Below are 25642 nucleotides of genomic sequence, written 5' to 3'. Positions count from 1 at the left end.
CGCTTCCGTCCCTATCAGTGATCTCGCGGTTCGTTGGATGCGTGGGCGTGCCGCGAAGGGCAACGTGACGTCCGCTTGTCACAAGGGAGGCGCACACGGTGTCCGAGCGCGCGGCATGTCCGTCTCGCAGGTTATCGCCGGTTGAGGGGGCTCCCTAAATCGAGGGTCACACACGAGCGGTGATACCTGTCACATGATGCCGGATTCGCTGGCACGGCGTGCCGCGACAGGAAAGGCGAGGGAGCCGCGCTCGCTGCCTTCGACCGGCTGCGACCGTCTGAGACCGGCTGAGACCGGCTGAGACCGGCTGCGGCTGCCTTCGGCCCTGCTTCGGGTGTCTTCATTGCGATGGGCGAGGCCTCACCGGGCTGGGGTTGACCCGGTGAGGCCTCTGGAAGGCCCCGGTGGTTCCGGGGCCGCGGCGGTTGATCCCCACCCCAATGGGGACCACCCGCCCCACCCGCGGGGTCCCGGTCGGACGGTCCGACGGCATTCGGCCGTCCGGGTCCGGTCACCCCGCGGAGCGCTGCTGCGGGCGCTCGGCCCGGCTCTCAGACGCGCGGCACGCCGTACGGGTTCTGCTGGTACACCGCGTCCTGGAGGTACGTGGGTACGACCGCACGGACGGCCCCTTCGGCACCGGCGCCGACGTCCCCGACCGGCTCACCGCCACCCTCCTGTCCCCTGCCACCGAGCCCCTGCCCAAAGCCCCCGGCCTGCCGGGCGACCTCCTCGGCGAAGACGGAGGCCTGCCCCGCCACGCCCGCGGAGAAGGCGGTGCTCCGACCTGCCACGCCCTCGCCGAAGGCACTGGTCTGCCCCGCCACGCCCGCGGCAAAGGCAGCGGTCTGCCCGGTCATCCCGTGTGCGAGGGGCGGTACGGCACCGACGACACCGCCCGCGAAGGGCTGGACGTCACCGGCCACGCCGTGGCCGAGGGCGCCCGAGTCGGCCAGGACCTGCCCGGCGACCGGCACGACTTCGCGCACGACTCCGCGCACGGCACTGGAGCCCACCGGCGGCAGCACGGCGTCCGTGGTGTCCCGCACGATCTGCCCGGCCGCCGCACCGGCGTAACCCGACGCACCGTCGACCGCACCACCGACGACCGCCCGCACATCGGCCACGGCGCCCGTCGCCACACCGTGCACATCGGCGGTGATCCCGTGCGCGGCAAAGGCAGCATGTCCGGCGGTCCCGGCCACGGCCCCGGCCACAGTGGGGGCGGCGTACCCGACGGCCCCGCCCACGGCCGAGGTGCCGTACCCGATCGTCTCGTCCGCGGCAGAGGTGCCGTACCCGGCCATCCCCTCCACGGCAGAGGTGCCGTACCCGGCCATCCCGTACCCGGCCATCCCGTCCACGGCAGAGATGCCGTACCCGGCCGTCCCGTACGCGCCCGTCGCCGCGTGCGTGGCCGTGGGCCGCAGGCCTGCCACCGCTCGGTCGGCGACCGGCACGGCGTCGTGCACGGCCGTGGCGGCGACCGGCGGGACGACCGCGGCGGCCGTCCCGTCCACCACCGGTGTGACGGCGCCCGGCACGGACCGCACCGTGCCGACCGCCCGCTGCCCGACGCCCGTGACCGCGCCGGTGACGTGCGCGGGCACGGCGGCGACGGAGGCCTGCGCCGCGTCGGCCGCCTCGGCGGCCGTACCGCTCCCGACCGTGGTGACACCGGCCGTCCGGCCCTGCGCACCGGCGACGGTCTGCCGCACCGTCGTCCGTACGGCGCCCTGGACACCCTCCGCCCGGGCACGGGCCGCCGCCTGGGTCGCCTGGAGCCTGGTCTGGGCGGCGGCCAGCACCTCCTCCACCCCGGGAGCGAACGAGGACAGCGGTCCGAAGAGGTAGTCGATGCCGCCCCGGGAGGCGGTCGAGACGGCGTGCGCGACCTCGTGGGCGGCACGGCCGGCACCGTGCGCCCCGTCGGCCTGAACCCGAACCCGGGCATGGTCCTGGGCGCCCTGCCCCTGCACCGCACGGGCCGCCCGCGCACCCCTGATGACCTCGGCGCCCCTCATGCTCCGCGCCTTCGCGGCGACCAGGGCCTTGGCGTCGGCGGACCGTCCCGCCTGGTCGGCGGTGCTGGTGAGCCCGGACACGGCCTGCCCGGGCTGCGCGGCCTTCACGGTGGTGCTCGAGGCGGCCGACGTGGTCGATGAAGCAGAAGGGTCCGATGCGGCGGTGCCGGTCAGGCCGGAGACGGTGCCGTCGACGGTGTTCGCGACGCCGGAGACCGTGTCGTGGACGCCCGTGAGCAGGCCGTCGACGGTCCCCGCGACGGAGTCCGTGCCCGCGTCCGGGACGGAGTGGGAGGTGGCGGACAGTTCGTCGGCACTGGCCGCGGCCGAGCCGAGGGCCCACGCGCCGGTGACACCGGCGGCTATCACGATCGAACGACGGATGTTCTTGTTCATTGCGTGCGTCAATTCCTTCGCAAACGGCTGACTGGGGAGTTCCGTCCGGGAATCGCTGATCACTGACCTGGGATCAGAGGATCAAGGAGTCAGGGGATCGACGGGGCGATCGATGGGGCCCGGACGGACGGGCAGACCTGTTCCGCCCCCGCGCGGCAGGTCCGTGGCGGGGAGGTCGGCCGTGCTGCCTAGCCGGGGAAGACGGGGATGTCCCGGTGCCGTTCCCGGGTGCGGGGCGTGTCGACGCGCGCGGCGGTGCCCGGTACGAGCCGCAGGGGCGCCCGGTTGCCGAAGGTGACGGCGTGCGCGTCACCGTGGCGGGACGCGTTGCCGTCGACCGCCTGCTTGCCCAGCACGCCGTCCGGGTCTCCGCTGGGCGCGGGACGGCCGGGGACACGGGCGGCGGCGCCGTGACGGGCGAAGGCGTGCGCCGAGGTCTGCGACGCGGGGGTGAACGCCGGGCCGTACGCGACGAACGGCGCCGACGCGGTGGCGGCGGTACGGCCCTCGGCGCGGGTGTGCCGCTGGTGCGGAGCCGCCGAGGCCGCGCTCCGAGCCGGAGCAAGCGGGCCTGCGTGCGGCCGCTGGCCGAGTGCCTTCGCCCCGGGCGGCAGGCGGACGGGCGCGTGCGCGACCTGGCCGAGATCCGGCAGGGGCAGGGCGGGCATCGTGGGCCGTGTCGTCGGCGCCGAGGCCTGTACGACGGGCCGGGACACGGCGGTCACCGCGGACACCACGTTCCGTACGGAGCCGACGGCCTTGTCGCCGACCGTGCGAACGGGGGTGACGACCTCATCACCGACCGCGCGTACGGGGGTGACGATCTCTTCACCGACCGCGCGTACGGGGGTGACGGATTGTTCGCCGCCTGCGCGGACGGGGTCGACGAGCCGCTCGCCGCCCGTGCCCGACGCGAGTACCGCGCGCACCGGATCCCCGTGCCCGGCCGTCCCGGTCCGCGCGGACGTCGCCGCCTTTCGCACCGACGTCACCGTCACCGTCTCCGGCTCCGACGTCACCGTCTCCCGCACGGTGGTCACCGTCCTGCGCACCGGAGGTCCGTCGGCCGCGTGGGCCTGCTCGCCGCAGAGGAACCCCAGCGCGAACAGCGCGCCGACCAGCAGCGCCAGTTGGAGCGCACGCCGCCCGGCCGCCGTACGCGGGACGCGCACGGCGGTACCGGGGATGGCTGCTGGGAAGGTCAAGGAGAGGAATGTCCCTCGAGTCGGCGCGGTACGGGCTGCGCCGATCCTTGCACGGCCCGCCCGAGGCTGCGCAACCCCAGCATTACTGATGGGTAGCCATATCCCCTTTCCTGCCTGGTGTCACACGGTGTCCGGTATCGGCAGCGGTCGCTTCTCCAGCGCCGCCGCCATGACCTCGGGGAACAGGTCGGGCGTACAGGCGAAGGCCGGTGCGCCGAGCGCGGCCAGCGCCGCTGCATGCTCCCGGTCGTACGCGGGCGCCCCCTCGTCCGACAGCGCGAGCAGCGCCACGAACTGCACCCCGGACGCCTTCATCGCCGCCACCCTCTTGAGCATCTCGGCACGGATGCCGCCCTCGTAGAGGTCACTGATGAGCACGACCACCGTCTCGGCGGGCCGGGTGATCTGCGACTGGCAGTGGGCGAGCGCCCGGTTGATGTCCGTACCGCCGCCGAGCTGGGTGCCGAAGAGGACGTCGACCGGGTCGTCCAGCTGGTCGGTGAGGTCGACCACCGCCGTGTCGAAGACGACCAGCCGAGTACTGATCGACCGCATGGAGGCGAGCACCGCGCCGAACACCGACGCATAGACCACCGAGGCCGCCATCGAACCGGACTGGTCGATGCAGAGCACCACCTCCTTCTTCACCGACCGCGCCGCCCGGCCGTATCCCACGAGCCGCTCCGGCACGACCGTGCGGTACTCGGGCAGGTAGTGCTTGAGGTTGGCCGCGATGGTGCGGTTCCAGTCGATGTCGTGGTGGCGCGGGCGGCTGATGCGCGCACTGCGGTCGAGGGCGCCGTTGAGGGTGGTCCGGGTGCGGGCCGCGAGCCGCTTCTCCAGGTCCTCGACCACTTTTCGGACGACCGCGCGTGCCGTCTCCTTCGTCGTCTCCGGCATCGCCTTGTTGAGCGAGAGCAGCGTGCCGACCAGGTGCACGTCGGCCTCCACCGCCTCGAGCATCTCCGGCTCCAGCAGCAGCGCGGAGAGCCCGAGCCGGTCGATGGCGTCGCGCTGCATGACCTGGACGACGGAGGACGGGAAGTAGCGGCGAACGTCACCGAGCCAGCGCGCCACGGAGGGCGCCGAGGCCCCGAGCCCCGCCGAACGGTCCCGGCCCGCCTGCGGTCTGTCTCTCTTGCCGTAGAGCGCGGCGAGCGTGCCGTCCATCGCCGCGTCCCGCCCGGACAGCGCGCACCCGGTGCCGTCGGCCTGGTCCCCGCCGAGCACCAGCCGCCAGCGCCGCAGGCGCTCCCGCGCCGGGTCGCCGGGGTCGGTGCCGGTGCCAGTGCCTGTGCCTGTGCCTGTGCCTGTGCCTGTGCCTGTGCCTGTGCCTGTGCCTGTGCCTGTGCCTGTGCCTGTGCCTGTGCCTGTGCCTGTGCCTGTGCCTGTGCCTGTGCCTGTCGTGAGTGTCGTCGGCCCGGTCGTCATGTGCCCACCCCCGCAAACCTGTTGTCATCGGTCGTCACCGGCTCGGCGTCGTCCGTGCCGAGCAGCAGCCGCAGCACCGGCAGCACGGCGTCGGCGCGCTCGGTGTCGGCCTGCGCGGCGAAGCCGGGTGTTGCGCCCCCGGCCCCGGCCCGCTCGCCCGCCCGACCCGGTCCGCGCCGGACCAGCTCGCCAAGGGTTCTGCGCACCCCCGGGTCGTATGCCGCGAACGTACGGCGCAGCAGCGGCAGCACGTCCGTGAACGCCTCCGCCGGCACGGCCGTGAGCCAGTCGTCGAGCAGGCCGAGCAACCGCTCGTCGTGCACCAGCAGCAGCCCGCCCCCACCGCCGGCGAAGCCCTCGATCCAGGCGGCCGCATCGGCGGGCGGTGTCCCCGGCGACAGGGCGAACCCCATCAGTCGCGCCGCCTCCTGCGGCCCCGACGCGCCGTCGTCCAGCAGCAGCCGCACCGCCCTTCCCCGCAGCACACCGGCCACGGTGTCGCGCAGCGTCAGTGTCCGCAGCACGGCACGCCAGCGGTGCCGCAGATCACCCCGGTCCGCCCCGGAAGCGGTGCCGTCGGTGCCGGTGCCCACACCCGCCTGCGTCTCCGCCAGCAGCCCCACCGCCGCGTGCACGGCGTCCACATGGGCCCGCATCTCCTCCGCCGCGTCCGCGTCGAGCGCGGCGCAGGCCGGGGGCAGGCCGACGAAGATCCGCTCGGCCAGGCCCGCCGCGACCCCGGCCAGTGCGCCGGTGTCGGTGCCGCGTACGTCGCCGTAGCGCAGGGAGCGGACCAGGGCGGGCAGGGCCTGGGCCAGGTGGCCGACGTCCGTGTCGAGGGCGGCCCGGTCCGCCAGGGCCCGCATGACCACGGGCAGGGCGTCCGGCAGACCGGCCAGCAGACAGTGCTCGGCGAGCGCGGTGACGTCGGCGAGGGCTCGCGAGGCCGCCGCGTCCGCCTCGGCCTTGGCCTGCGCCGCGCCGCTTACGGTCGTCCCCCACACGCCCGCCTCGGCGATCCGCACCGCCAGCTCCGGCTCCCAGCGCAGCCGCCAGGTCTCCCGGAAGGTGCCGGTGCTCCCCCGCGACCGGACCGGTGCGCCCCAGTCGACGCCGAGCAACCGCAGCCGGTGCAGCAGCCTGCTGCGGCCGGTGTCGGTGTCCCCGCGCAGGTCCAGCTCCAACTCCCGCTCCAGCGCCTCCGGTTTGAGCCGCAGCGCCCGCTGCTGCCGGGCCAGGTCGCGCTGGAGCGGCACCGCCGGAGCCGACTGCGGCACCTCTCCCATCACGTCCCCGACCACCAGCCGGTCGTGCACCAGCGCCAGCGGCACGTCGGAGCCGTCGCCCATCACCGCGCGCACGACGTCGGTGGTCTCGCTCAGCCCTGGCAGTGGGCGGCCGCGCAGCGCCGCCAGGGTCCCGGCGAGCCGGACGGCCTCGATGACATGGGCGGAGGAGACCATCCGGTCCTCCTCGCGCAGCAGCCCCGCCACCTTGGTCAGCCAGCGCTCCACCGGCCGGTCCGGGGCGTGGAAGAGATGGCCGTACCAACCCGGCGAGTCGATTCCCGCGCCGTATCCGCCGGCCCGGGCGAGCCTGCGGTGCGTCCACGGCACCCAGGTCAGGTCCACCTTGACCCTGGGCAGCCCCTTCAGCAGGGCGCGGTCGGCGGCGACGGTGGTCCTCGCGCGCAGCGCGGGCACGTGCCAGGCCCCGCACACCACCGCCAGCTCGTCCCCGAACTCCCGTCGAGCGGCGCGTAGTTGGAGCCGCATCTGCGCCTCGCGCACCGGATCACGCGGGTGCCCGCCGGCGCCGTACCGCTCGCGGAGCGCGCCCATGGCGTCCTCCAGGGCGGCGAACGGTGCGAAGGGGTCGTGCCGGCCCGGGCCCCGGTGCTCGACGGCGTCCTCCCACCAGCGTTCGGGGTCGTCGTACCCGGCGGTTTCGGCAAGCACGGCGAGCGGGTCGATGCGGACGTGGCCGCCGCCGTCCTGAGGCCTGCCGTCGCCAGGGGTGTCCTCGGACTCGTCGGCACCCTGCGGGCCCCCCTGGCCCTGCTGCTCCTTCTGCTCCTCCCTCTGCTCCCACGCGAGCGTGTGCGTGGCCGGCAGGTCGATGAAACGGGCCGGTACGCCGTGTTCCAGGGCCCAGCGGATCGCCACCCACTCGGGGCTGAACTCGGCGAACGGCCAGAACGCCGAGCGGCCGGGCTCGTCCACGGCATGGGCGAGCAGGGCGACCGGGGGCCGCAGACCGGGGTCGGCGGCCAGGGGGATCAGGGCGTCGGCCTCGGGCGGGCCCTCGATCAGGACGGTGCTCGGACGGGCGGCGGTCAGCGCGGCCCGCACCGCGCGCGCGGAACCGGGCCCGTGGTGCCGCACGCCCAGCAGCAGCGGCCCGCGGTCGTACCCGGCGCGCCGGGCGGAGTCGGTCATGCGCTCACCTCCCGGCAGGCCCGGTAGAAGTCCGTCCAGCCCGCACGCTCGCGGACCACGGTCTCCAGGTACTCCTGCCAGACGACCCGGTCGGCCGCCGGATCGCGGACCACGGCACCGAGGATGCCGGCGGCGACGTCGCCCGGGCGCAGCACGCCGTCGCCGAAGTGCGCCGACAGGGCGAGCCCGCCCGTGACGACGGAGATCGCCTCGGCCGTGGACAGCGTGCCACTGGGCGACTTGAGCTTCGTACGGCCGTCGGTGGTGACGCCGTCGCGCAGCTCCCGGAAGACGGTCACGACCCGGTGGATCTCCTCGATGCCGTCGGGCGCGGCCGGCAGGTCGAGGGAGCGGCCGATCTGCTCGACCCGGCGCGTGACGATGTCGACCTCGGCCTCAGCGCTCTCCGGCAGTGGCAGCACGACGGTGTTGAAGCGGCGGCGCAGCGCGCTGGAGAGTTCGTTGACGCCCCTGTCACGGTCGTTGGCGGTGGCGATGAGGTTGAACCCGCGGACCGCCTGGACCTCCTCGCCCAGCTCCGGGACGGGCAGCGTCTTCTCCGACAGGATCGTGATCAGCGTGTCCTGCACGTCGGCCGGGATACGGGTCAGCTCCTCCACGCGGGCCGTCATGCCCTCGGACATGGCCCGCATGACGGGACTGGGCACCAGGGCGTCGCGGCTCGGGCCGTGCGCGAGCAGCCGCGCGTAGTTCCAGCCGTAGCGGATCGCCTCCTCCGGCGTACCTGCCGTGCCCTGCACGAGCAGCGTGGAGTCCCCGCTGACCGCTGCCGCCAGATGCTCGGAGACCCAGGTCTTGGCGGTGCCGGGGACGCCGAGCAGGAGCAGGGCGCGGTCGGTGGCGAGCGTGGTGACGGCGACCTCGACGATGCGGCGCGGGCCCACGTACTTGGGTGTGATCACCGTGCCGTCCGGCAGGGTGCCGCCGAGCAGGTAGGTCGCCACCGCCCACGGAGACAGTTTCCAGCGGGCCGGGCGCGGGCGGTCGTCCTGCTCGGCCAGTGCGGTGAGTTCGTCCGCGAAGGCGTGCTCGGCGTGCGGTCGCAGCGCCTGCGACTCCTGACTCCCGTGCGCTTCGACGGACGTGGCTTCCACGGACACAGTCATGGCTGAGGCCCCCTCCAGCTCTGCCGGTTCGGATCTGCCACCAACCGTGCACCACGCCACTGACAATCGCCCTGACCTGCACGAACGCCTACTCCGGACCGATTGTCAGTGGGGGGACCTACCGTCGGAGACATGACTGAGCAGGGGGTGCGCTGGACCGCGGAGCAGGTGCTGGCACTGGCGCCTGACGCCGCGTCACGCAAAGCGGGGAGCAAGCTCGGCACGGCGGGTCCGTGGTCCGGGACGGGCAGTGGAGAGGGGACGGTGTGGGGGCTGTGCAAGGGCAGTGGCAGCAGGCCGTACCAGACGGTGGTCGACCTGGCAGGACCGGCGTACAAGTGCAGTTGTCCGAGCCGTAAGTTTCCGTGCAAGCACGCGCTCGGGCTGCTCCTGCTGTGGGCGGACGGCGGCGGTTCGGTGCCGGTGTCCGCCGAGCCGCCGGACTGGGCCGGGCAGTGGCTCGAGGGGAGACGCGAGCGGGGCGAGAGCAAACCGGGCCGGGACGAGGGGAGTTCGGCGGCCGGACCCGCGGATCCGCAGGCGGCGCGGCGGCGGGCGGAGCGCCGGGCCGAGCGGGTCACCGCGGGCGCGACGGAGCTGGAACAGCGCCTCGCGGACCTGCTGCGCGGCGGCCTGGCCTCGGCGGAGCAGGCGGGATACGGGGTGTGGGACGAGACAGCGGCCCGCATGGTGGACGCGCAGGCGCCCGGACTCGCCGCGCGGGTACGGGAGTTGGGGACGATACCGGCGTCCGGGGCGGGCTGGCCCGGGCGGTTGCTGGAGGAGTGCGCGCTGCTGCATCTGCTCGACCGGGGCTGGCTGCGCCGCGACCGGCTGCCGGAGGCTCTCGCGGCCACGGTCCGCTCCCGGCTCGGCCTGCCGGCTGCGGCGGACGGTCCGCCGGTGCGCGACCGCTGGCTGGTCCTCGCCCAGTACGACACGGTGGACGCGAAACTGACGACCCGCCGGGTCTGGCTGCACGGCGTCTCATCGGGCGCCACCCGGCTGCTACTCTCGTACGGCGCGGCGGGCCGGGCACCGGAGCTGTCCCTGCCGGTCGGCCTGGCCCTGGACGCGGAGCTGTCCGGTCATCCGGGAGCCGGCCGCCACCGGGCGGGTCTGGGCGAGCGGTTCGGCCCGCCGGCGCCCGCCGCGTTCCGCCCGCCGGGCATGCCCACGGCCCGGGCGACGGCCCGGTACGGGGAGGCGCTGCGCGACGATCCCTGGCTGGATGCGGTCCCGGTGACACTGGAGCGGGTGATACCGGTCCCGGACGGCGAGACGTGGCAACTGGCCGACGCCGATGCGGACTCGGCGCTCCCGCTGACCCGGGCCGCCCGCTCCCGCCCCGGCCTGTGGCGGCTGGTCGCCCTGTCCGGCGGCGCCCCTGTGACGGTCTTCGGCGAGTGCGGCCACCGCGGCTTCACCCCGCTCACGGCCTGGGCCGCGGCGGCGGACGAGGCGGTGCCGCTGTGCTGACCGGGCCCGAAGCGGGGAGGCGACGCCATCTGTCATCAGCCGTACGTCATCAGGAGGGGGACGACATGAACGCGACCTCGACCACCCGGACCGGCGCGACTCGCGCGGAATCCTGGGACGATCTGGTCACCGCCGCCCTGCTCGGCACAGACCGGCGCCCCCGGGCGGACGCCGCGCCCGGCCGGGAGGCTCCCCTCGCGCTGCTGGACGCGGCCGCCGTGGCGACCGTACGGCGGCGGGCCGGGCTGCGGCCCGCGCGGGCGGCCCGGCGGCCGGAGCCGGCGCCGGAGGATCCGCGCCCGGCGCTGCCCGCCGCGGCGGCGCACCGGCTCGCCACCTTGCTGGCCGACCGCTCCGCAGGGGCGGGCGGCGGCCGCCGGGGCAGCGCACCGGACCTGACGGAGCTGCTCCCGCAGTGGCTGGCGGCGGCCGTCGCGCACGGGTACGCGGCGCCTGCGCAGTTGCTTCCCTCTTTGCTGGACGCGGCGCGGGGCCGTACGGACCTGCGCCCGGCGGCGCTGGCGTTCGCGGGCCCGCGCGCGCTGTGGCTGGCCCGGCTGAACGCGGACTGGCGCTTCGCCCTGCGTGCGGCCCCCGGCGGCGGCGCCGCGCTGCCCGGCCCCGAGGACGCCGAGGCGGTGCACCGGCTGTGGCAGGAGGGGCTGTTCGCCGAGCGGGTCGCCCTGCTGGGCGCCCTGCGTACGCGTGCCCCCGTCCGCGCGCGCGAGCTGCTGGCGTCGACCTGGCCGCAGGAGCGGGCGGAGGACCGGCTGATGTTCCTCGACGCAATGCGCGCGGGCCTGTCCGTCGAGGACGAGCCGTTCCTGGAGCGGGCGCTGGGCGACCGCAGCCGTAATGTCCGGGCGACGGCGGCGGAACTGCTGTCGGCGCTGGCCGGTTCGGCGCTCGCCGCGCGTATGGCCGTACGGGCCGCGGTCTGTGTCGCCCTCGACCGTACGCAGCGCACGCCGGCGATCGTGGTGGAGCCGCCCCTCGAGTGCGACTCGAGCATGGAGCGGGACGGTGTGGTGGCCACACCTCCCGCGGGCAGAGGAGAACGGTCATGGTGGCTGGGGCAGTTGGTGGAGGCCACGCCGCTGGGCACCTGGTCCGAACGGCTCGGCGGGCGCACGGCCCGGCAGATCGTGGCGCTGCCCGTGACGGACGGCTGGCAGGACGAACTGCACGCGGCCTGGTGCCGGGCGGCGATGCGGCAACGGGACGCCGAATGGTCGAGGGCACTGCTCGGCGCGCCGTCGGCGCCGGAGGCGGGCGGGCCGGGGGCGGTGTCCCTGGCGGAGCGCGCCAAGCTGCTGGCGGCCCTGGACCCGGCGCAGCGGGCCGCGTGGGTGGCCGGATTCATCGCGACGCACGGCCTGTCGGAGGCGTTCCAGCTGCTCGGGGTGTGCGCGGTGCCGTGGGCCGCGCCGTTGGGCCGGTCGGTCGTGGACGCACTCAACATCGCGCGCGACGCGGGAAGTTACCCGTGGAGTTTCAGCGGTGTGATGGGGCTGGCGGAGCGCTGCCTGGACCCCGCGGAAACCGCCCGGCTGGAGGCGCTGCTGGCGATACCCGACGAACGCGAGGACGCGGCGCCGGGCGCCGGGGGGTACTGGGCGGAGGCGTTCCAGCGGCTGGTCACGACGCTGCGGTTGCGGGCGGCGATGGCGGACGAGTTGGCGCCGCCCGCCTCCACCCGCGCGCCCGCCCCGGTGGAGGCGTCGGCTCAGCCTCCGGACGCGGCCGGCTGACGCACGTTCTGCCGCACCCACTCCACGATCGACGTGGTCGTCGCTCCCGGGGTGAAGATCTCCGCGACGCCCTTCTCCTTCAGCGGCGGGATGTCCTCGTCCGGGATGATGCCGCCGCCGAAGACGAGGATGTCCGCGGCGTCGCGCTCCTTGAGCAGGTCGATCACCGCGGCGAACAGCGTGTTGTGCGCACCCGAGAGAATGGACAGGCCGATCGCGTCGGCGTCCTCCTGGATGGCGGTGTCCACGACCTGCTCCGGCGTCTGGTGAAGCCCGGTGTAGATGACTTCCATACCGGCGTCGCGCAGGGCACGCGCGATGACCTTGGCCCCGCGATCGTGGCCGTCGAGCCCCGGCTTGGCGACCACCACGCGGATCGGACCGGCTGCCACACCCATCACTGCCTCCATCAGACGACCCCGGAAGCGGTCGCTTCCGTCCGTAACGACAAGTACCGCACTTTTGGAGCGTTCCGCCACCCGTCGCGAAGTGAACGAACGTTATCTCCAGCATCCCGCAACCGGCAGTTTTACGGTGCGCAGCGAGGGGGAAATCACACGGTGGGACATGAGGGCACACGGGGGATGGGGCCGTCCTCCGGCGTGCCGACAGGAGGTCGGCCATGAAGGTCACCGGAGTACTGCCTCTCTTCCTCCCGATCTGCCGGCGCCTGTGGCCCGGCAGACTCGCCGGAATCTCCATGGCGCTGCTCAAGGCGACCGCCCTCGAGGCCGCCATCCTCGCCGGCCACCTCCTGCTGTATCCGACCGGCCTCACCCAGGAACGCCGCTCTCCCGCCCTGCCCGCCGCGGACGGCACCGCCCAGCTGCCCCTCCGGTCCGGCACGCCGGTGGTGCTGCTGCACGGCTTCATCGACAACCGCTCGGTGTTCGTGCTGCTGCGCCGCAGCCTCGCCCAGCACGGCGGTCAGCGCGTCGAGTCGCTCAACTACTCACCGCTCACCTGCGACATCCGCACCGCGGCCGAGCTGCTCGGCCGGCATGTCGAGGAGATCTGCGAGCGCACGGGCAGCCCCCGCGTCGACATCGTGGGCCACAGCCTCGGCGGACTGATCGCCCGCTACTACGTGCAGCGCCTCGGCGGGGACCTGCGGGTGCGCACGCTGGTCACCCTGGGCACCCCGCACGCGGGGACCAGGGTGGCGCCACTGGCCGACGCCCATCCGATCGTGCGCCAGATGCGGCCCGGTTCGGGGGTGCTCGAGGAGCTGGCCCGGCCCGCGCCCGGTTGCCGTACGCGCTTCGTCAGCTTCTGGAGCGACCTGGACTCGATCATGGATCCGGTGGAGACGGCCCGCCTCGACCACCCCGACCTCGACGTGCAGAACGTCCAGGTGACCGGTATCGGGCATCTCGCCCTGCCCGTGCATCCCGCGGTCGCGGCCGGAATACGCGAGGCCCTCGACTCCGCGCTGCCCGGGGACGCGGTCGCCGGCGGTCTGACGGTGGCGTGACCGGCCGTCGCTCGCGTGAGGACGGCGTGACGTGTCTGACGGTGACGTGACGTACGGGTGACCAACAGGCGCCCCACATCGAACGCTCATCGAACTCTCGGCCAAACTCGTGCCCGGGGTCCCCCGAAAGACCGCCGAATGCCCGTTTCCGGCCAACGCGAAACCGGCTCAAGATTGTCGCGCCCAGGTACCGGCGGGTACAGTCGCCGCACTGCTCTGGCAGCCCCTGTTGTCGAGGCGAAAGAGAAGTTGGTGAACGACCGTCACCCGTCGGGGACCATGACCACCCCGGCTCCGGCTTCCGACGCCTCCTCCGCGCACTACGACCACGCGCCGTACGCGAACCATGAAGCTCCCTATGGAGACTTCACCACGTACGGCAGCTACGACGCCACCGGTTTTGCGGCCGGTCACGACAGCACGGCGGCCTTCCACAGCGACCCGCTCTTCGGCAGCCTGCCCGGCGAGCAGAGCACCGGCACGTACGACAGCACGCAGTGGCAGACGGGCCAGACGCCGTTCCACGACCCTTACGCGGCCCAGCACCACGCCGCCTACGACTCCGGCGCCTACGACACCACCGCCTGGACGGTCCCCGCGCAGGCCACGGGCAACGACATCAGCGGCCACTGGGACGCGAGCGCCTGGCTGCAGCCCGACCAGTCCGGCGGCGGCCCGACCCAGCAGTGGGAGTGGGGCAGCCAGGGCTCCGAGACGGGTGCGTACGACGCCACCCGGTGGAACTCCGCAGGCCCGGCCGTGCCGGCGCAGCCGGGGCAGCCTGCGGAGCCGTTCGACCAGCAGGCCACCGCCGCCTTCGAGCAGGTCGGCGACGCGACCACGGCCTTTCCCCAGGTGGGGTACGAGGACCAGGCGCCGTACCCGGACACCGGTTTCGACGAGCCACACTCCGCCGGGGAGCCGGACGGCACCGGCGAACTGCCCGGCGCGAGCGGCCTGCTGGAGGACCAGGAAGAGATCGCCCCGGTGCAGGCGACACGCGCGGGCGCGCGCAACACGGCGCGTTCCCGGCGCCGTACGCCCGCCAAGCGCTCCGCGCTGCTGACTGTCGCCGTGCCTTCGGCCTGTGTGATGGGGGTCGCCGGGATCGCCGCCGCCTCGGTCGGCGCGCTGAGCGACGACGGCAAGGACACCACCGCCTCCGCCCCGGACGCGCATGCGGTGAAGCCCGCGGTCGCCAACAGCAAGCTGGACACCCAGCTCAGGACGCTCTCCGCCGGCGCCGACGACTTCGCCGACCGGGCCAGCCGCACGCAGGAGCGGATCGACCTCAGGAACCAGCAGGACCTGGACAAGAAGAAGGCCGCCGCGGAGGCCGCTCTCAAGGAGCGGCTGCGGCCCAAGTTCGTCCTGCCGGTCACGCAGAAGGGGCTGAGCGCCTACTTCGGCCAGGCGGGCGTGAACTGGATGTCCGTGCACACGGGTATCGACTTCCCCGTCTCCTACGGCACCACGGTGATGGCCGCGACCGACGGCACCGTCACCACCAAGTGGAACAGTGCCTACGGCAACATGCTGATACTGACGGCGAAGGACGGCACGCAGACCTGGTACTGCCACCTGTCCAGCTACCGCGTCCCCGCCGGTACGGCCGTCAAGGCCGGCCAGCCGATCGCGTACTCCGGCAACTCCGGCAACTCCACCGGCCCGCACCTGCACTTCGAGGTGCACCCGGCGGGCGGGGCGGCGGTGGACCCGCTGCCCTGGCTGCGGAGCCACGGACTGGACCCGACCTGAGCCGGGCGTGAGCCCGGTATGAGGTGGGCCCCGCCGGATCCGGCGGGGCCCACGTCGTCTACAGCCTCTCGACCGGTGCGTACCGCAGCAGCAGCCGCTTGGGCTTGCCGTCACCGAAGTCGATCGTCGCCTGGGCCTTGTCGTCAGCGCCCGCGACCGCGACGACCGTGCCGAGCCCGAACTGGTCGTGGGTGACCCGGTCGCCGACCGACAGGGACACCACCGGCTTGTCCGAGGCCCGCCGGGTGGCGAACCCGGACGCACCCGCCGCCGACGAGCGCGAGCGGGACGAGGACAGCGACGCCGCGATCCCGGAGGCCGGTCCGGAGGAGACCGGCGCCACCGCGCCCGTCCGCTTCCACTCCACATGGGCGGCCGGGATCTCCTCCAGGAAGCGGGAGGGCGGGTTGTACGACGGCTGACCCCAGGCGCTGCGCACCGACGACCGCGTCAGGTACAGCCGCTCCCGCGCGCGTGTGATGCCGACGTACGCCAGGCGCCGCTCCTCCTCCAGCTCCTTGGTCTGGCCGAGGGCGCGCATGTGCGGGAAGACGCCGTCCTCCATGCCGGTCAGGAAGACGACCGGGAACTCCAGGCCCTTGGCGGTGTGCAGGGTCATCAGGGTGATGACGCCGGAGCCTTCGTCGTCCTCGTCGGGGATCTGGTCGGAGTCGGCGACCAGCGCCACCTGCTCCAGGAAGTCCGCGAGCGTGCCCTGCTCGCCCTCCGCGCGCTCCTGCTCGAACTCCAGGGCCACGGCTGCGAGTTCCTGCAGGTTCTCGATGCGGGTCTCGTCCTGGGGGTCGGTGGAGGACTGCAACTCGGCCAGGTAGCCGGTGCGTTCGAGGACCGCCTCCAGGACGGTCGCCGGTCCGGCGCCGGACTCCACGATCGTGCGCAGGTCCTCCATCAGCGTGTTGAACCGCTTGACCGCGTTGGTGGAGCGCGCGGCCATGCCGTACGCCTCGTCCACGCGCTTGAGCGCCTGCGGGAAGCTGATCTTCTCGCGCTGGGAGAGCGCGTCGATCATCGCCTCCGCGCGCTCGCCGATGCCCCGCTTGGGGACGTTGAGGATGCGCCGCAGCGGCACCGAGTCCTCGGGGTTGGCGAGGACGCGCAGGTAGGCGAGGACGTCCCGGACCTCCTTGCGCTCGTAGAAGCGGACACCGCCGACGACCTTGTACGGCAGGCCGACGCGGATGAAGACCTCTTCGAAGACACGGGACTGGGCGTTGGTGCGGTAGAAGACGGCGACGTCGCCCGCCTTGGCGTCGCCCGCGTCGACCAGGCGGTCTATCTCGTCGGCGACGAACTGCGCCTCGTCGTGCTCGGTGTCGGCGACATAGCCGGTGATCCGCGCGCCCTGGCCGGCATTGGTCCACAGGTTCTTCGGGCGGCGGGACTCGTTGCGCTCGATGACCGCGTTGGCGGCGCTCAGAATCGTCTGCGTGGAGCGGTAGTTCTGCTCCAGCAGGATCGTCGTCGCGTTCGGGTAGTCCTCCTCGAACTGGAGGATGTTGCGGATCGTCGCGCCCCGGAAGGCGTAGATCGACTGGTCCGCGTCACCGACGACGCACAGCTCGGCGGGCGGGAGGTCGCTCTCGCCCGCAGGCGTGTCCCCCTCGTGCGCGCCGGTGCCGACGAGTTCGCGTACGAGCGCGTACTGGGCGTGGTTGGTGTCCTGGTACTCGTCGACCAGGACGTGCCGGAAGCGGCGGCGGTAGTGCTCGGCGACGTCCGGGAAGGCGCGCAGCAGGTTGACCGTCGTCATGATCAGGTCGTCGAAGTCGAGCGCGTTGGCCTCGCGCAGCCGCGACTGGTAGAGCGCGTAGGCCTGGGCGAGGGTCTTCTCGAAGCCGTCACTCGCCTGGGCGGCGAAGTCCTCCTCGTCGATCAGCTCGTTCTTCAGGTTGCTGATCTTCGCGCTGAAGGACTTGGGCGGGAAACGCTTGGGGTCGAGGTCCAGGTCCCGGCAGACCAGGGCCATCAGGCGCTTGCTGTCGGCGGCGTCGTAGATCGAGAACGACGAGGTGTAACCGAGCTTCTTCGACTCACGGCGCAGGATGCGTACGCACGCGCTGTGGAAGGTCATCACCCACATCGCGTTCGCGCGCGGGCCGACGAGCTGCTCGACGCGCTCCTTCATCTCGCCCGCGGCCTTGTTGGTGAAGGTGATCGCGAGGATCTGGCCCGGGTGGACGCCCCGCTCGGCGAGCAGGTGGGCGATGCGGTGGGTCAGCACCCGGGTCTTGCCGGAGCCGGCTCCGGCGACGATGAGCAGCGGGGAGCCGGCGTGCGCGACCGCGGCGCGCTGGTTGTCGTTCAGCCCGTCCAGCAGCGCCGCCGCGTCGAGCGCGGGGCGCGGGGCGCCGTCGCGGTAGTAGGCGTCCCTGTCCGGTGGCGTGTCGAACTTCCCGCCGAACAGATCGTCCGGAAGCGGCTCCGGAGCATGATCGTCCTCGGGCGGCGGCGGGGGCTCCTCCTCGCGCCCGCGAGGGGGCTGGAGGTCCGCCAGGAAGCTGTCGTCAAAGAGGCTGCTCATCGCTCTCCGAGTCTAGGGCGCCGCACCGACAACCGATCGCCGTCCGGGGAAGAAGACCCCGTCGGCGGGGCGGCGAACACCCCTCACACAACGGAATCACCCGATGACAGCGACGTGATGCCGGCCTCGGATCACGAAAATGTATCGGACATATCACGCACCAACCTTCACACTAGTCACACGAGTTGGCTAGGTTGCCATCGGGCCGCGTGCGCGGCCCCCGCCGAGTCCGGCGCGCCCCTGGGGCGCCTGGAGCCGGGGACCCACCGAGTCCCGGGGTGAATCGGCCGACTCCCGTCCGGGACGACGCCGTAGGGCAACCCTTCCGAACCGCGCCCGAACCCGACAGCTAACCCGGTAGGCGGCCCATTGGAAGGAGTCGCCTCTCTTGGCGTCGCACCGCAAGCAGCGCCCCGGCGGGACCGCCGGAGCGGGTCTGCGCACCCCCGCCCTCGCCACCGCCGCTCTCACCTCCCTGGCCATGCTGTCCCAGACCGCCGAGGCCGCTCCCGGCGCGGACCACGCCCGGCCGAGCCTGGAGGAGGTGGAGAAGAAGGTCGACGACCTCTACCGCCAGGCGGAGTCGGCCACCGAGAAGTACGACTCGGCCAAGGAACAGGCCGGCAAGCAGCTAGGACGCGTCGACGCCCTCCGGAACGAGGTCGCCCGCCGCACCGACCGCCTGAACAAGGCCCGCGAGGAGCTGGGCTCCTTCGCCGCGGCCCAGTACCGCACCGGCGCCGCCGCTCCCGACACGGCCACCTTCCTGCTGGCGGACAACCCGCAGGACTACTTCGACCAGACCCAGCTGATGAACCGGCTGACCTCACGCGAGAAGAGCGCGGTCGACGGCTACATCAGCGAGCAGGCCGCCACCATGACGAAGCGGCGGGAGGCCGCCCAGAGCCTGCAGTCGCTGACCGACTCACAGCGCGACCTGCAGACCGCCAAGGCCACCGTCCAGAAGAAGCTCGCCTCCGCGCGCGAGCTGCTGTCGCAGCTGACGGCCCAGGAAAAGGCACGGCTGGCCGCCATCGAGCGGGAGAAGCAGCAGGAGGCGGCCCGCAAGGCGGCCGAGCTGGCGAAGCAGCAGGCCCAGGCTCAGCAGCAGAGCGGCTCGGCCGGTTCGTCGTCCTCCGGTTCGTCGTCCTCGGGTTCGGCCGGTTCCACGTCCTCCGGGTCTTCGGGGTCGTCCGGGTCCACCAGCTCGTACGACGCGAAGGCCGCCAGCGCCATCGCCTTCGCCCGCGCCCAGATCGGCAAGCCGTACGTGTGGGGCGCCACCGGGCCGGGGTCCTACGACTGCTCGGGCCTGACCCAGGCCGCCTGGAAGGCCGCCGGCGTCACACTCCCGCGCACCACGTACGACCAGGTCAACGTCGGCACCACGGTCTCACTGGCGAACGCGCGGCCGGGCGACCTGATCTTCTTCTACGACGACATCAGCCACGTCGGCCTCTACATCGGCAACGGCATGATGATCCACGCCCCCAAGCCGGGCGCGTACGTCCGCGAGGAGTCGGTGTACTACGGCGGAGAATCGATCATCCACAGCGTGGTCCGCCCGGGCTGAGGCGTTCGTCCCGCGCCGCCCGTCAGGTCCACAGGACGGCGATGAAGATGTTCGTCATGGTCAGCAGGCCGACGACGCCGAAGGCGGCCTTGTCGACCTTTTCCTCGTCGCGCTTCACGTAGACCAGACCGAGGATCACGATCAGCAGCGCCAGCTTCAGACCGATCTTGACGGCGTTGATGTGGTGGTTGTCGGTCTGGTTGAGGCCGACGAGGACCACACCGGTGACGAGCATGGTCAGCGCGCCGTGCAGCATCCCGGGGACGAAGCGGGCCGCGCCCTGCCCCATCGCCTTCATCTGGGTGAGGAAACCGCCGAGCAGCGCCGCGATGCCGATGATGTGCAGGCCGACGAAGAGATGGATGAGTACGTCCATGGGGCCGGAGCCTAGCCAGGGCACGCGGGCCCCCTGCCACCGGGCCCGGCGACAGACGTTCCGGGCCCGGTCCGCTGCCGATCCCGCCCGCATGTGGATCTTGCATATATGCGGCCCATAGCACTTCACGCCTTGCGCCCGTCCCCCTTTCCGGGCTTCGGTCACCACGCTGCGTAAAGGAGACGATTCCGCGGAGGCGATGCGATCACATACGGTCACATCCCTGTGTGTCGGAACCAGTTCCGCACACCGCGTTACCTGGTCGTCACAGTCCGGCCTAGCGTCCTTCCCCAGGTGACCGACTCCCCACCGCCGCCCGGGCCAGGGCGGCGTCCGGCCACCACCGCCGAGAAAGGTCCGGCGGCGGCCCACTCCCCCTGTGCGGGCCGCCGCCGGACGGACGAGACCGCTCGGCCGGACCGCTCGGCCGCCCGGGCCGCTCGGTCGTCGAGGCGTACGGAAGGACGTGACGGTCCAGGTGGCAGCGCACCGCAAGCCCCGGCAACGCTCGATCGGGGGCCCCACGGCCCGGACGGCCGCCACGCTCGCCCTGGCGGGCGCGGCCACCGCGACGGCGTTCGACGGGGCGGCACACGCCGCGCCACAGCAGACGCCGGCCCAGGTGAAGGCTGAGCTGGACACGTTGTACCGGCAGGCCGAGGCCGCGACCGAGAAGTACGACGGCGCCAAGGAGGAGGCGGACACGGCCCAGCGGCAGCTCAACACACTGCGTGACGAGACCGCCCGCAAGGAGGACACGCTCAACTCTGCCCGGGACACGCTGGGTTCGTTCGCCTCGGCGCAGTACCGCGACGGCGGCCTCGCCCCGGCCTGGCAACTGGCCCTCTCCAGCGACCCCGACCGGTATCTGGACGACGCCGCGCTCGCCGAGCGGGCCGGCGAGCGGCAGAGCGCCGCCGTGTCCCGGGTGCGCGAACAGCTGCGGGAGATCGAGCAGTTGCGCGGCGCCGCGCGCGTCCAGCTGACGTCGCTGCGTTCCCGGCAGGCGGAGCTGCGACGGCAGAAGAAGACCATCACCGGCAAACTCGACGAGGCCCGGCGGCTGCTGGCACGGCTCACCCCGCAGCAGCGGACCGAGGTCACCGGCGCCGACGGCACCCCGGCGCGCGCCTCCCGGTCGGACTCGGCCCGTCGTGACGCCCTGGCGCAGGCCGGGTCCGTCGCAGCCCCCGACACGCGCGCGGCGGCAGCCGTCGCCTACGCCTACGCCAAGCTCGGCAGCCCCTATGAGTGGGGCGCGACCGGCCCCTACGCCTTCGACTGCTCCGGCCTGGTCCAGGCCGCCTACCGCTCCGCCGGCATCTCCCTGCCCCGCACCACCTACGCCCAGATCGACGCGGGCCGACGCGTCTCCCGCTCCGAACTGCGGCCCGGGGACCTGGTGTTCTTCTACTCCGGAGTCAGCCACGTCGGCATCTACGTCGGGGGCGGTCAGATGATCCACGCCCCGAACCCCTCGGCACCGGTCCGGCTGGCCCCCGTCGACCTCATGCCGTTCGCGGGGGCCACCCGGGTGGCGTGAGGACGGCCCCGTAGGGGCTGCCCGGCTCGCAGGAGCCCTGAAGGTCAGACCAGGCGGCGGGCCGTCGCCCAGCGGGTCAGCTCATGGCGGTTGGACAGCTGGAGCTTGCGCAGGACCGCCGAGACGTGGGACTCGACCGTCTTCACCGAGATGAACAGCTGCTTGGCGATCTCCTTGTAGGCGTAGCCACGGGCGATCAGGCGCAGCACCTCGCGCTCGCGCTGGGTGAGGCGGTCCAGGTCCTCGTCGACCGGCGGGGCGTCGGTGGAGGCGAAGGCGTCGAGGACGAACCCGGCCAGCCGCGGGGAGAAGACCGCGTCGCCCTCCTGGACCCGGAAGATCGAGTCGACCAGATCGGTGCCGGTGATGGTCTTGGTGACATAGCCGCGGGCGCCGCCGCGGATCACGCCGATCACGTCCTCCGCCGCGTCCGACACGGACAGCGCGAGGAAGCGGACCGGCTGCTCGGCGTCCGCCGTCAACGCGGCGCACCGGCGCAGCACTTCGACACCGCCGCCGCCCGGCAGATGGACGTCGAGGAGGACCACCTCGGGCCGGGTCGCGGTGATGACCGTGACCGCCTGGTCGACGTCCGCGGCCTCGCCGACCACCTCGACTCCGGTCTCGGCGGTCTGACCGATCTCGGCCTGGACGCCGGCGCGGAACATCCGGTGGTCGTCCACGAGCACGACCCGTACGTGCCGTCCGCCCGCGTCGGCTCCCGTCGTGCCGTTCGCCTCGGTCGCGTCGCTCATGACGTCTTCTCCGCCCTCTCCATCTCCAGCTCGACCTCCGTGCCACCACCGGGCACCGCCCGCAACCGGGCCGTGCCGCCGTTGCGCTCCATGCGGCCGATGATCGATTCTCTGACACCCATCCGGTCGGCGGGTATCGAGTCCATGTCGAAGCCCGGGCCCCGGTCGCGCACGGACACGAAGACCGTCCTCCCCTCGACTTCGGCATAGACCTGTACGGCACCGCCCTCGCCACCGTACTTGGCGGCGTTCACCATCGCCTCGCGCGCGGCCTGCATCTGCGCGCTGGTCCTCTCGTCCAGCGGGCAGTCGCCCACGACGACCACCTCGATGGGCACGCCGTGCTTGTCCTCCACCTCGGCGGCGTTGCGCCGCACCGCCTCGGCGACCGTGTCCGGCTCGTCGGCCTCGTCCTTGCCGGTGCCCTCGGGCTTGTACAGCCAGGTGCGCAGGTCGCGCTCCTGGGCGCGGGCCAGACGGCGCACCTCGTTCGCGTTGTCGGCGTTGCGCTGGATCAGGGTGAGGGTGTGCAGCACGGAGTCGTGGACGTGGGCGGCGACCTCGGCGCGCTCCTGGGCGCGGATGCGCATCAGGCGCTCCTCGGACAGGTCCTGGGTCATGCGGACCAGGTAGGGGCCCGCGAGCAGGGTGATGCCGACGAGGACGGCGAGCGCCGCCTGGAGGACCGCGCCGAGATGGGCGGCCGAGCCCTGGAGCACGAAGATGGCCGAGACACCGGCCGTGACGAGCAGGACCCCGCCGGCCGCACGCAGCAGCGTGAGCGTACGGCGCCGGCGGCCGACCTCGACCCAGCGGGCCCGGCGGGCGTTGTCCGCCTGTCTCCAGACAAGGGCGACACCGGCCGCGACGAGGACGGCGGGCACCAGGTACGCCTTGGCGGCGCTGCCCAGATTGACGCTGCTCACGAACACCATGGACACGATGACCATGAGGAGCAGCGCAAGGATCTGTCCGCGGTCCGGCTTGCGGGCCACGAGTCTGCGCCGCCCGCCCGGCGAGGCCTCCGTGGCGACCAGGGGCGGCTTATGATCCCCGACGCCACCGATGCCGAGCGGGACGAAGAACCAGAAGGCCGCGTACAGCAGCGCGCCGAGGCCGTTGGCCATGAACAGGCCGACGAAGACGAGCCGCACCCAGATGACGGGCAGCCCGAGATGACCGGCGAGGCCCCGCGCCACTCCGCCGAGCCAGCGTCCGTCGCTGCTGCGGTAGAGCTTGCGCGGCGGCCGCGGGTCGTCGACTGGCAGGCTTGCGGCTTCCGGCATGCCAATGATGGTCACACGGCCTGGCGCGGCCAGGCATCAGGGTCGGCCCCGGAGACGCCCCTGATCTTCGGCAGGACCGGGTCGGGGAGCACCGGGCGGCGGCGCCTCTGCGCTGCTCGAACGCTTCCCGGCTGTGTCTCGGGGCCGATTTCAGGGTTCGGCCAGGGTCGTCCCGACTGCCGTCGCGGCGGCCGGGCCGTCACCATGGACGCATGACGGATCACGAGCACGCCGCGACGGGTCCGGGACCCGGCCCCGGCCCGCGCCCGGCCCCGGGCACCGGACCGACGGATGCCGGGCCCGCCGCGACGGGAGGAACGGGAGCGGCCGGCACGGGTACCGGTACCGGTGCCGGCGGACAGGGGCACGAACAGGAGCAGGGCGAGCAGGCCGCCACGGCCCCCGACCGTCTTCGGCGCGACCGCCGGCACAAGATGATCGCGGGCGTGTGCGCGGGCCTGGGCCGGCAGACGGACATGGATCCGGTGATCTTCCGGATCACGCTGGCCGTGCTGTCCGCGACCGGTGGCATCGGTCTCATCTTCTACGGCTTCGTGTGGCTCCTCGTGCCGTACGAGGACGAGGAGGAGAACGAGCTGCGCAAGCTGTTGACCGGCCGGGTCGACGGGCAGGCGCTCGCCGCGGTGCTGTTCGCCCTGGTCGGCTGCGGGATCTTCCTGACCATGCTGAGAAACGGCGGGGTGCTGACCTTCGCCGTGGTGCTCTCCCTGCTGCTCGCGGGTTCGGGGTACTGGTCACGGCGCCGTGGTACCGCCGACCCGGACCCACTCGCCGCGCAGGCCGCTGCCGACGCCCCGCCGGAGGCGCAGGCGCCGCCGGTCGTCACCGTCTATCCGTCGTGGTGGCGGGACCCGATCGTCAAGGACGGCACCCACGTCGGCGGCACGGGCTATCTGTGGGGGCCGGGCGACGCCCGCGAGCGGGATCTCACCTCGGTCGTCGACGTCCGCCTCGAAACTCCCTGGACGCACCCGGGCTCCGTACAACCGCGGCCCGCCGCGCCTCCAAGACCGCGCGGCCCACGCTGGATCGGCGGCTGGGTGTTCCTGCTCGCCCTGGTGGCGGGCGGCCTGGGCACGGGGCTGACCTGGGACACTCACCCGCTGGGCACCAGTCTGCAGACCGGTCTCGCGTGTGCGCTGGCGGTCTTCGGCCTGGGCCTCACGCTCAGCGCGTTCCTGGGCCGTACGGGAGCCGGGACGGTGTTCCTGGCACTCGTCACGGCGGCGCTGCTCGCCGGGGCGACGGCCATGCCCAAGGACATCACCACCCACTGGAGGAACACCTCATGGACGCCCGCGGCGGCGGCACAGGTACAGCCGCGTTACGACCTGGGCACCGGGCGCGGCACCCTGGACCTGACCCGGGTGCACCCGGCCAAGGGCCAGACGGTGGCGACGGACGCCCATGTGGGTGCGGGGCAGCTGAAGGTGATCCTTCCGGCGGGCGGGACCGTGCGGATGAACATCGAGGTGGGAGTCGGCGACATCCGGTTGCCGGGGGACAGCAGGAGGGACGTGGACGTGCAGCCGCGCAGGTTGGAGAACGTGACACTGGCGCCGGCCAAGGGCGCCAAGGAAGCCGGGACGCTGGACCTCACGCTCGGGGTCGGTGCGGGACAGGTGGAGGTCAGCCGTGCTGCGTCATGAGTTCCAGCCCGGGAGGCTGGTGGCCGGGCTCTGCTTCACCGCCGCCGGTGCGGTCTGCGCGGGGGACGCGGGCGGCCTGTGGGAGACACCGTGGTTCGCGATCGTGCCGCTGGTCGTGGGCGGTCTGGTGCTGGCCGGGATCACGGCGGGCGTGACGCGGGCGATACGCAGACGGGGCGGCGCGGAGAGCGGCTAGCGAGCGGGCCGGGCAGCTGCCCACCGGGGCCGGTCTCCTGTCGGCTACCAGGCGCCTTGATGCCGTCGGCGTCGGGATCGCCAGGCGGCGTCCAAGGAGAGGTAGGGGGCACCGGCGAGGATCAGCGGCAGCCAGGCCATCAGGTAGGCGAGGTCGTTGCCGTAGTAGTAGGGGGTCGTCGCCCAGCTCACGGTCAGCCACAGGCTGAGCGAGATCAGGGCGCCGCCGAGCGCGGCCAGCCGGGCGAGCAGGCCGAGCAAGGTGCCGATGCCGACGGCCAGTTCACCGAAGGCGATGGCGTAGCCGAAGCCGACCGGACTCTTCAGGGCCAGGTCGACCAGGGCCGGGATGGCGGCGGAGTCGCGGGCCGCCCGCATGATGTCGCCGACCGACCCGGCGCCGCCGGACTTCATGAAGGCGCTGTCGGTGAGCTTGTCCAGACCGGCGTAGATGAAGGTGACGCCGAGGAAGACCCGCAGCGGCAGCAGGGCGTAGTGGGCGGCGGTGTCCCGCCAGCCGCGGGGCCCGTTGTTCAGCCGGTCCATGTGCGTGTCGGTCCGAATGCCGTGAGTCATCGTCGCCAGCCGCCTCTCGCCCGCCGTCCCAGCCCTCACTCGA

At 73.1% G+C, this 25642-nt stretch carries 19 protein-coding genes and 1 riboswitch; of the genes, 8 read left to right on the top strand and 11 right to left on the bottom strand.

Going from position 1 to position 25642, the window contains the following annotated elements; all coding sequences use genetic code 11:
* Positions 1-551 precede the first annotated feature (551 nt).
* From GQF42_RS26620 to GQF42_RS26600, 5 genes are all read right to left on the bottom strand, one after another.
* Positions 552-2420 (bottom strand): hypothetical protein, encoded by a 1869-nt coding sequence (locus GQF42_RS26620; protein WP_158923922.1) that lies wholly within the window; start codon positions 2418-2420, stop codon positions 552-554.
* Between the two features lie 188 nt (positions 2421-2608).
* A complete protein-coding gene (locus GQF42_RS26615) occupies positions 2609-3625 on the bottom strand; it encodes a hypothetical protein (protein WP_158923920.1) in 1017 nt (338 codons plus the stop codon).
* A gap of 120 nt (positions 3626-3745) precedes the next feature.
* Positions 3746-5056, bottom strand: a complete 1311-nt coding sequence (locus GQF42_RS26610; RefSeq protein WP_233273469.1) for a VWA domain-containing protein — start codon at positions 5054-5056, stop codon at positions 3746-3748.
* Entirely contained in the window at positions 5053-7494 is a 2442-nt protein-coding gene (locus GQF42_RS26605) for a DUF5682 family protein (RefSeq protein ID WP_158923918.1), read from the bottom strand. The genes GQF42_RS26610 and GQF42_RS26605 overlap by 4 nt, the downstream gene beginning before the upstream one ends.
* Positions 7491-8621: an ATP-binding protein gene (locus GQF42_RS26600; protein WP_158923916.1), complete on the bottom strand. Its 1131-nt coding sequence runs from the start codon at positions 8619-8621 to the stop codon at positions 7491-7493. The genes GQF42_RS26605 and GQF42_RS26600 overlap by 4 nt, the downstream gene beginning before the upstream one ends.
* A 132-nt stretch (positions 8622-8753) precedes the next feature.
* Between GQF42_RS26600 and GQF42_RS26595 the strand changes: the two genes are divergently transcribed.
* Positions 8754-10100, top strand: a complete 1347-nt coding sequence (locus GQF42_RS26595; protein WP_158923913.1) for an SWIM zinc finger family protein — start codon at positions 8754-8756, stop codon at positions 10098-10100.
* A 65-nt stretch (positions 10101-10165) separates the two neighbouring features.
* Complete coding sequence (locus GQF42_RS26590; RefSeq protein WP_158923911.1) at positions 10166-11851, top strand: DUF5691 domain-containing protein; 1686 nt, start codon at positions 10166-10168, stop codon at positions 11849-11851.
* Here GQF42_RS26590 and GQF42_RS26585 read toward each other — a convergent pair.
* Positions 11827-12249: a cobalamin B12-binding domain-containing protein gene (locus tag GQF42_RS26585; protein WP_158923909.1), complete on the bottom strand. Its 423-nt coding sequence runs from the start codon at positions 12247-12249 to the stop codon at positions 11827-11829. The genes GQF42_RS26590 and GQF42_RS26585 overlap by 25 nt on opposite strands.
* A 224-nt stretch (positions 12250-12473) precedes the next feature.
* Here GQF42_RS26585 and GQF42_RS26580 point away from each other — a divergent pair, with 224 nt between their 5' ends.
* Complete coding sequence (locus tag GQF42_RS26580) at positions 12474-13325, top strand: alpha/beta fold hydrolase (RefSeq protein ID WP_158923907.1); 852 nt, start codon at positions 12474-12476, stop codon at positions 13323-13325.
* Between the two features lie 252 nt (positions 13326-13577).
* Complete coding sequence (locus tag GQF42_RS26575; protein WP_158923905.1) at positions 13578-15083, top strand: M23 family metallopeptidase; 1506 nt, start codon at positions 13578-13580, stop codon at positions 15081-15083.
* A gap of 58 nt (positions 15084-15141) precedes the next feature.
* On the opposite strand, the gene pcrA is transcribed toward GQF42_RS26575, so the two are convergent.
* A complete protein-coding gene (gene pcrA / locus GQF42_RS26570; protein ID WP_158923903.1) occupies positions 15142-17625 on the bottom strand; it encodes a DNA helicase PcrA in 2484 nt (827 codons plus the stop codon).
* A gap of 236 nt (positions 17626-17861) precedes the next feature.
* Positions 17862-18006: riboswitch (cyclic di-AMP (ydaO/yuaA leader) on the top strand.
* 7 nt (positions 18007-18013) lie between these two features.
* Between pcrA and GQF42_RS26565 the strand changes: the two genes are divergently transcribed.
* Positions 18014-19198, top strand: a complete 1185-nt coding sequence (locus tag GQF42_RS26565; protein ID WP_158923901.1) for a C40 family peptidase — start codon at positions 18014-18016, stop codon at positions 19196-19198.
* Between the two features lie 22 nt (positions 19199-19220).
* Here the strand turns inward: GQF42_RS26565 and GQF42_RS26560 are convergent, their stop codons facing one another.
* Entirely contained in the window at positions 19221-19574 is a 354-nt protein-coding gene (locus GQF42_RS26560; RefSeq protein ID WP_158923899.1) for a hypothetical protein, read from the bottom strand.
* A gap of 478 nt (positions 19575-20052) precedes the next feature.
* Here GQF42_RS26560 and GQF42_RS26555 point away from each other — a divergent pair, with 478 nt between their 5' ends.
* Positions 20053-21117, top strand: coding sequence for a C40 family peptidase (locus GQF42_RS26555; protein WP_199273096.1), 1065 nt, complete (start codon positions 20053-20055; stop codon positions 21115-21117).
* Between the two features lie 44 nt (positions 21118-21161).
* Here GQF42_RS26555 and GQF42_RS26550 read toward each other — a convergent pair whose 3' ends face one another.
* Both GQF42_RS26550 and GQF42_RS26545 read right to left on the bottom strand, forming a co-directional pair.
* Positions 21162-21872: a LuxR C-terminal-related transcriptional regulator gene (locus GQF42_RS26550; RefSeq protein WP_158923895.1), complete on the bottom strand. Its 711-nt coding sequence runs from the start codon at positions 21870-21872 to the stop codon at positions 21162-21164.
* Complete coding sequence (locus GQF42_RS26545) at positions 21869-23158, bottom strand: ATP-binding protein (RefSeq protein ID WP_158923893.1); 1290 nt, start codon at positions 23156-23158, stop codon at positions 21869-21871. Before GQF42_RS26545 ends, GQF42_RS26550 begins: the two co-directional genes overlap by 4 nt.
* 212 nt (positions 23159-23370) lie before the next feature.
* Here GQF42_RS26545 and GQF42_RS26540 point away from each other — a divergent pair, with 212 nt between their 5' ends.
* Together GQF42_RS26540 and GQF42_RS26535 are read left to right on the top strand one after the other, a co-directional pair.
* Entirely contained in the window at positions 23371-24828 is a 1458-nt protein-coding gene (locus GQF42_RS26540; RefSeq protein WP_158923891.1) for a PspC domain-containing protein, read from the top strand.
* The gene (locus GQF42_RS26535; protein ID WP_158923889.1) at positions 24815-25024 is read left to right on the top strand and encodes a hypothetical protein; all 210 of its coding nucleotides are present in this window, start codon (positions 24815-24817) and stop codon (positions 25022-25024) included. Before GQF42_RS26540 ends, GQF42_RS26535 begins: the two co-directional genes overlap by 14 nt.
* A 44-nt stretch (positions 25025-25068) precedes the next feature.
* On the opposite strand, the gene GQF42_RS26530 is transcribed toward GQF42_RS26535, so the two are convergent.
* Complete coding sequence (locus GQF42_RS26530) at positions 25069-25599, bottom strand: DoxX family membrane protein (protein WP_158923887.1); 531 nt, start codon at positions 25597-25599, stop codon at positions 25069-25071.
* Positions 25600-25642 lie beyond the last annotated feature (43 nt).

It is taken from the genome of Streptomyces broussonetiae, from assembly GCF_009796285.1.
GTDB classification, from domain to species: domain Bacteria; phylum Actinomycetota; class Actinomycetes; order Streptomycetales; family Streptomycetaceae; genus Streptomyces; species Streptomyces broussonetiae.
Note: the sequence above shows the minus strand (reverse complement) of the source record. Positions and strands in the feature narration are given on the sequence as shown.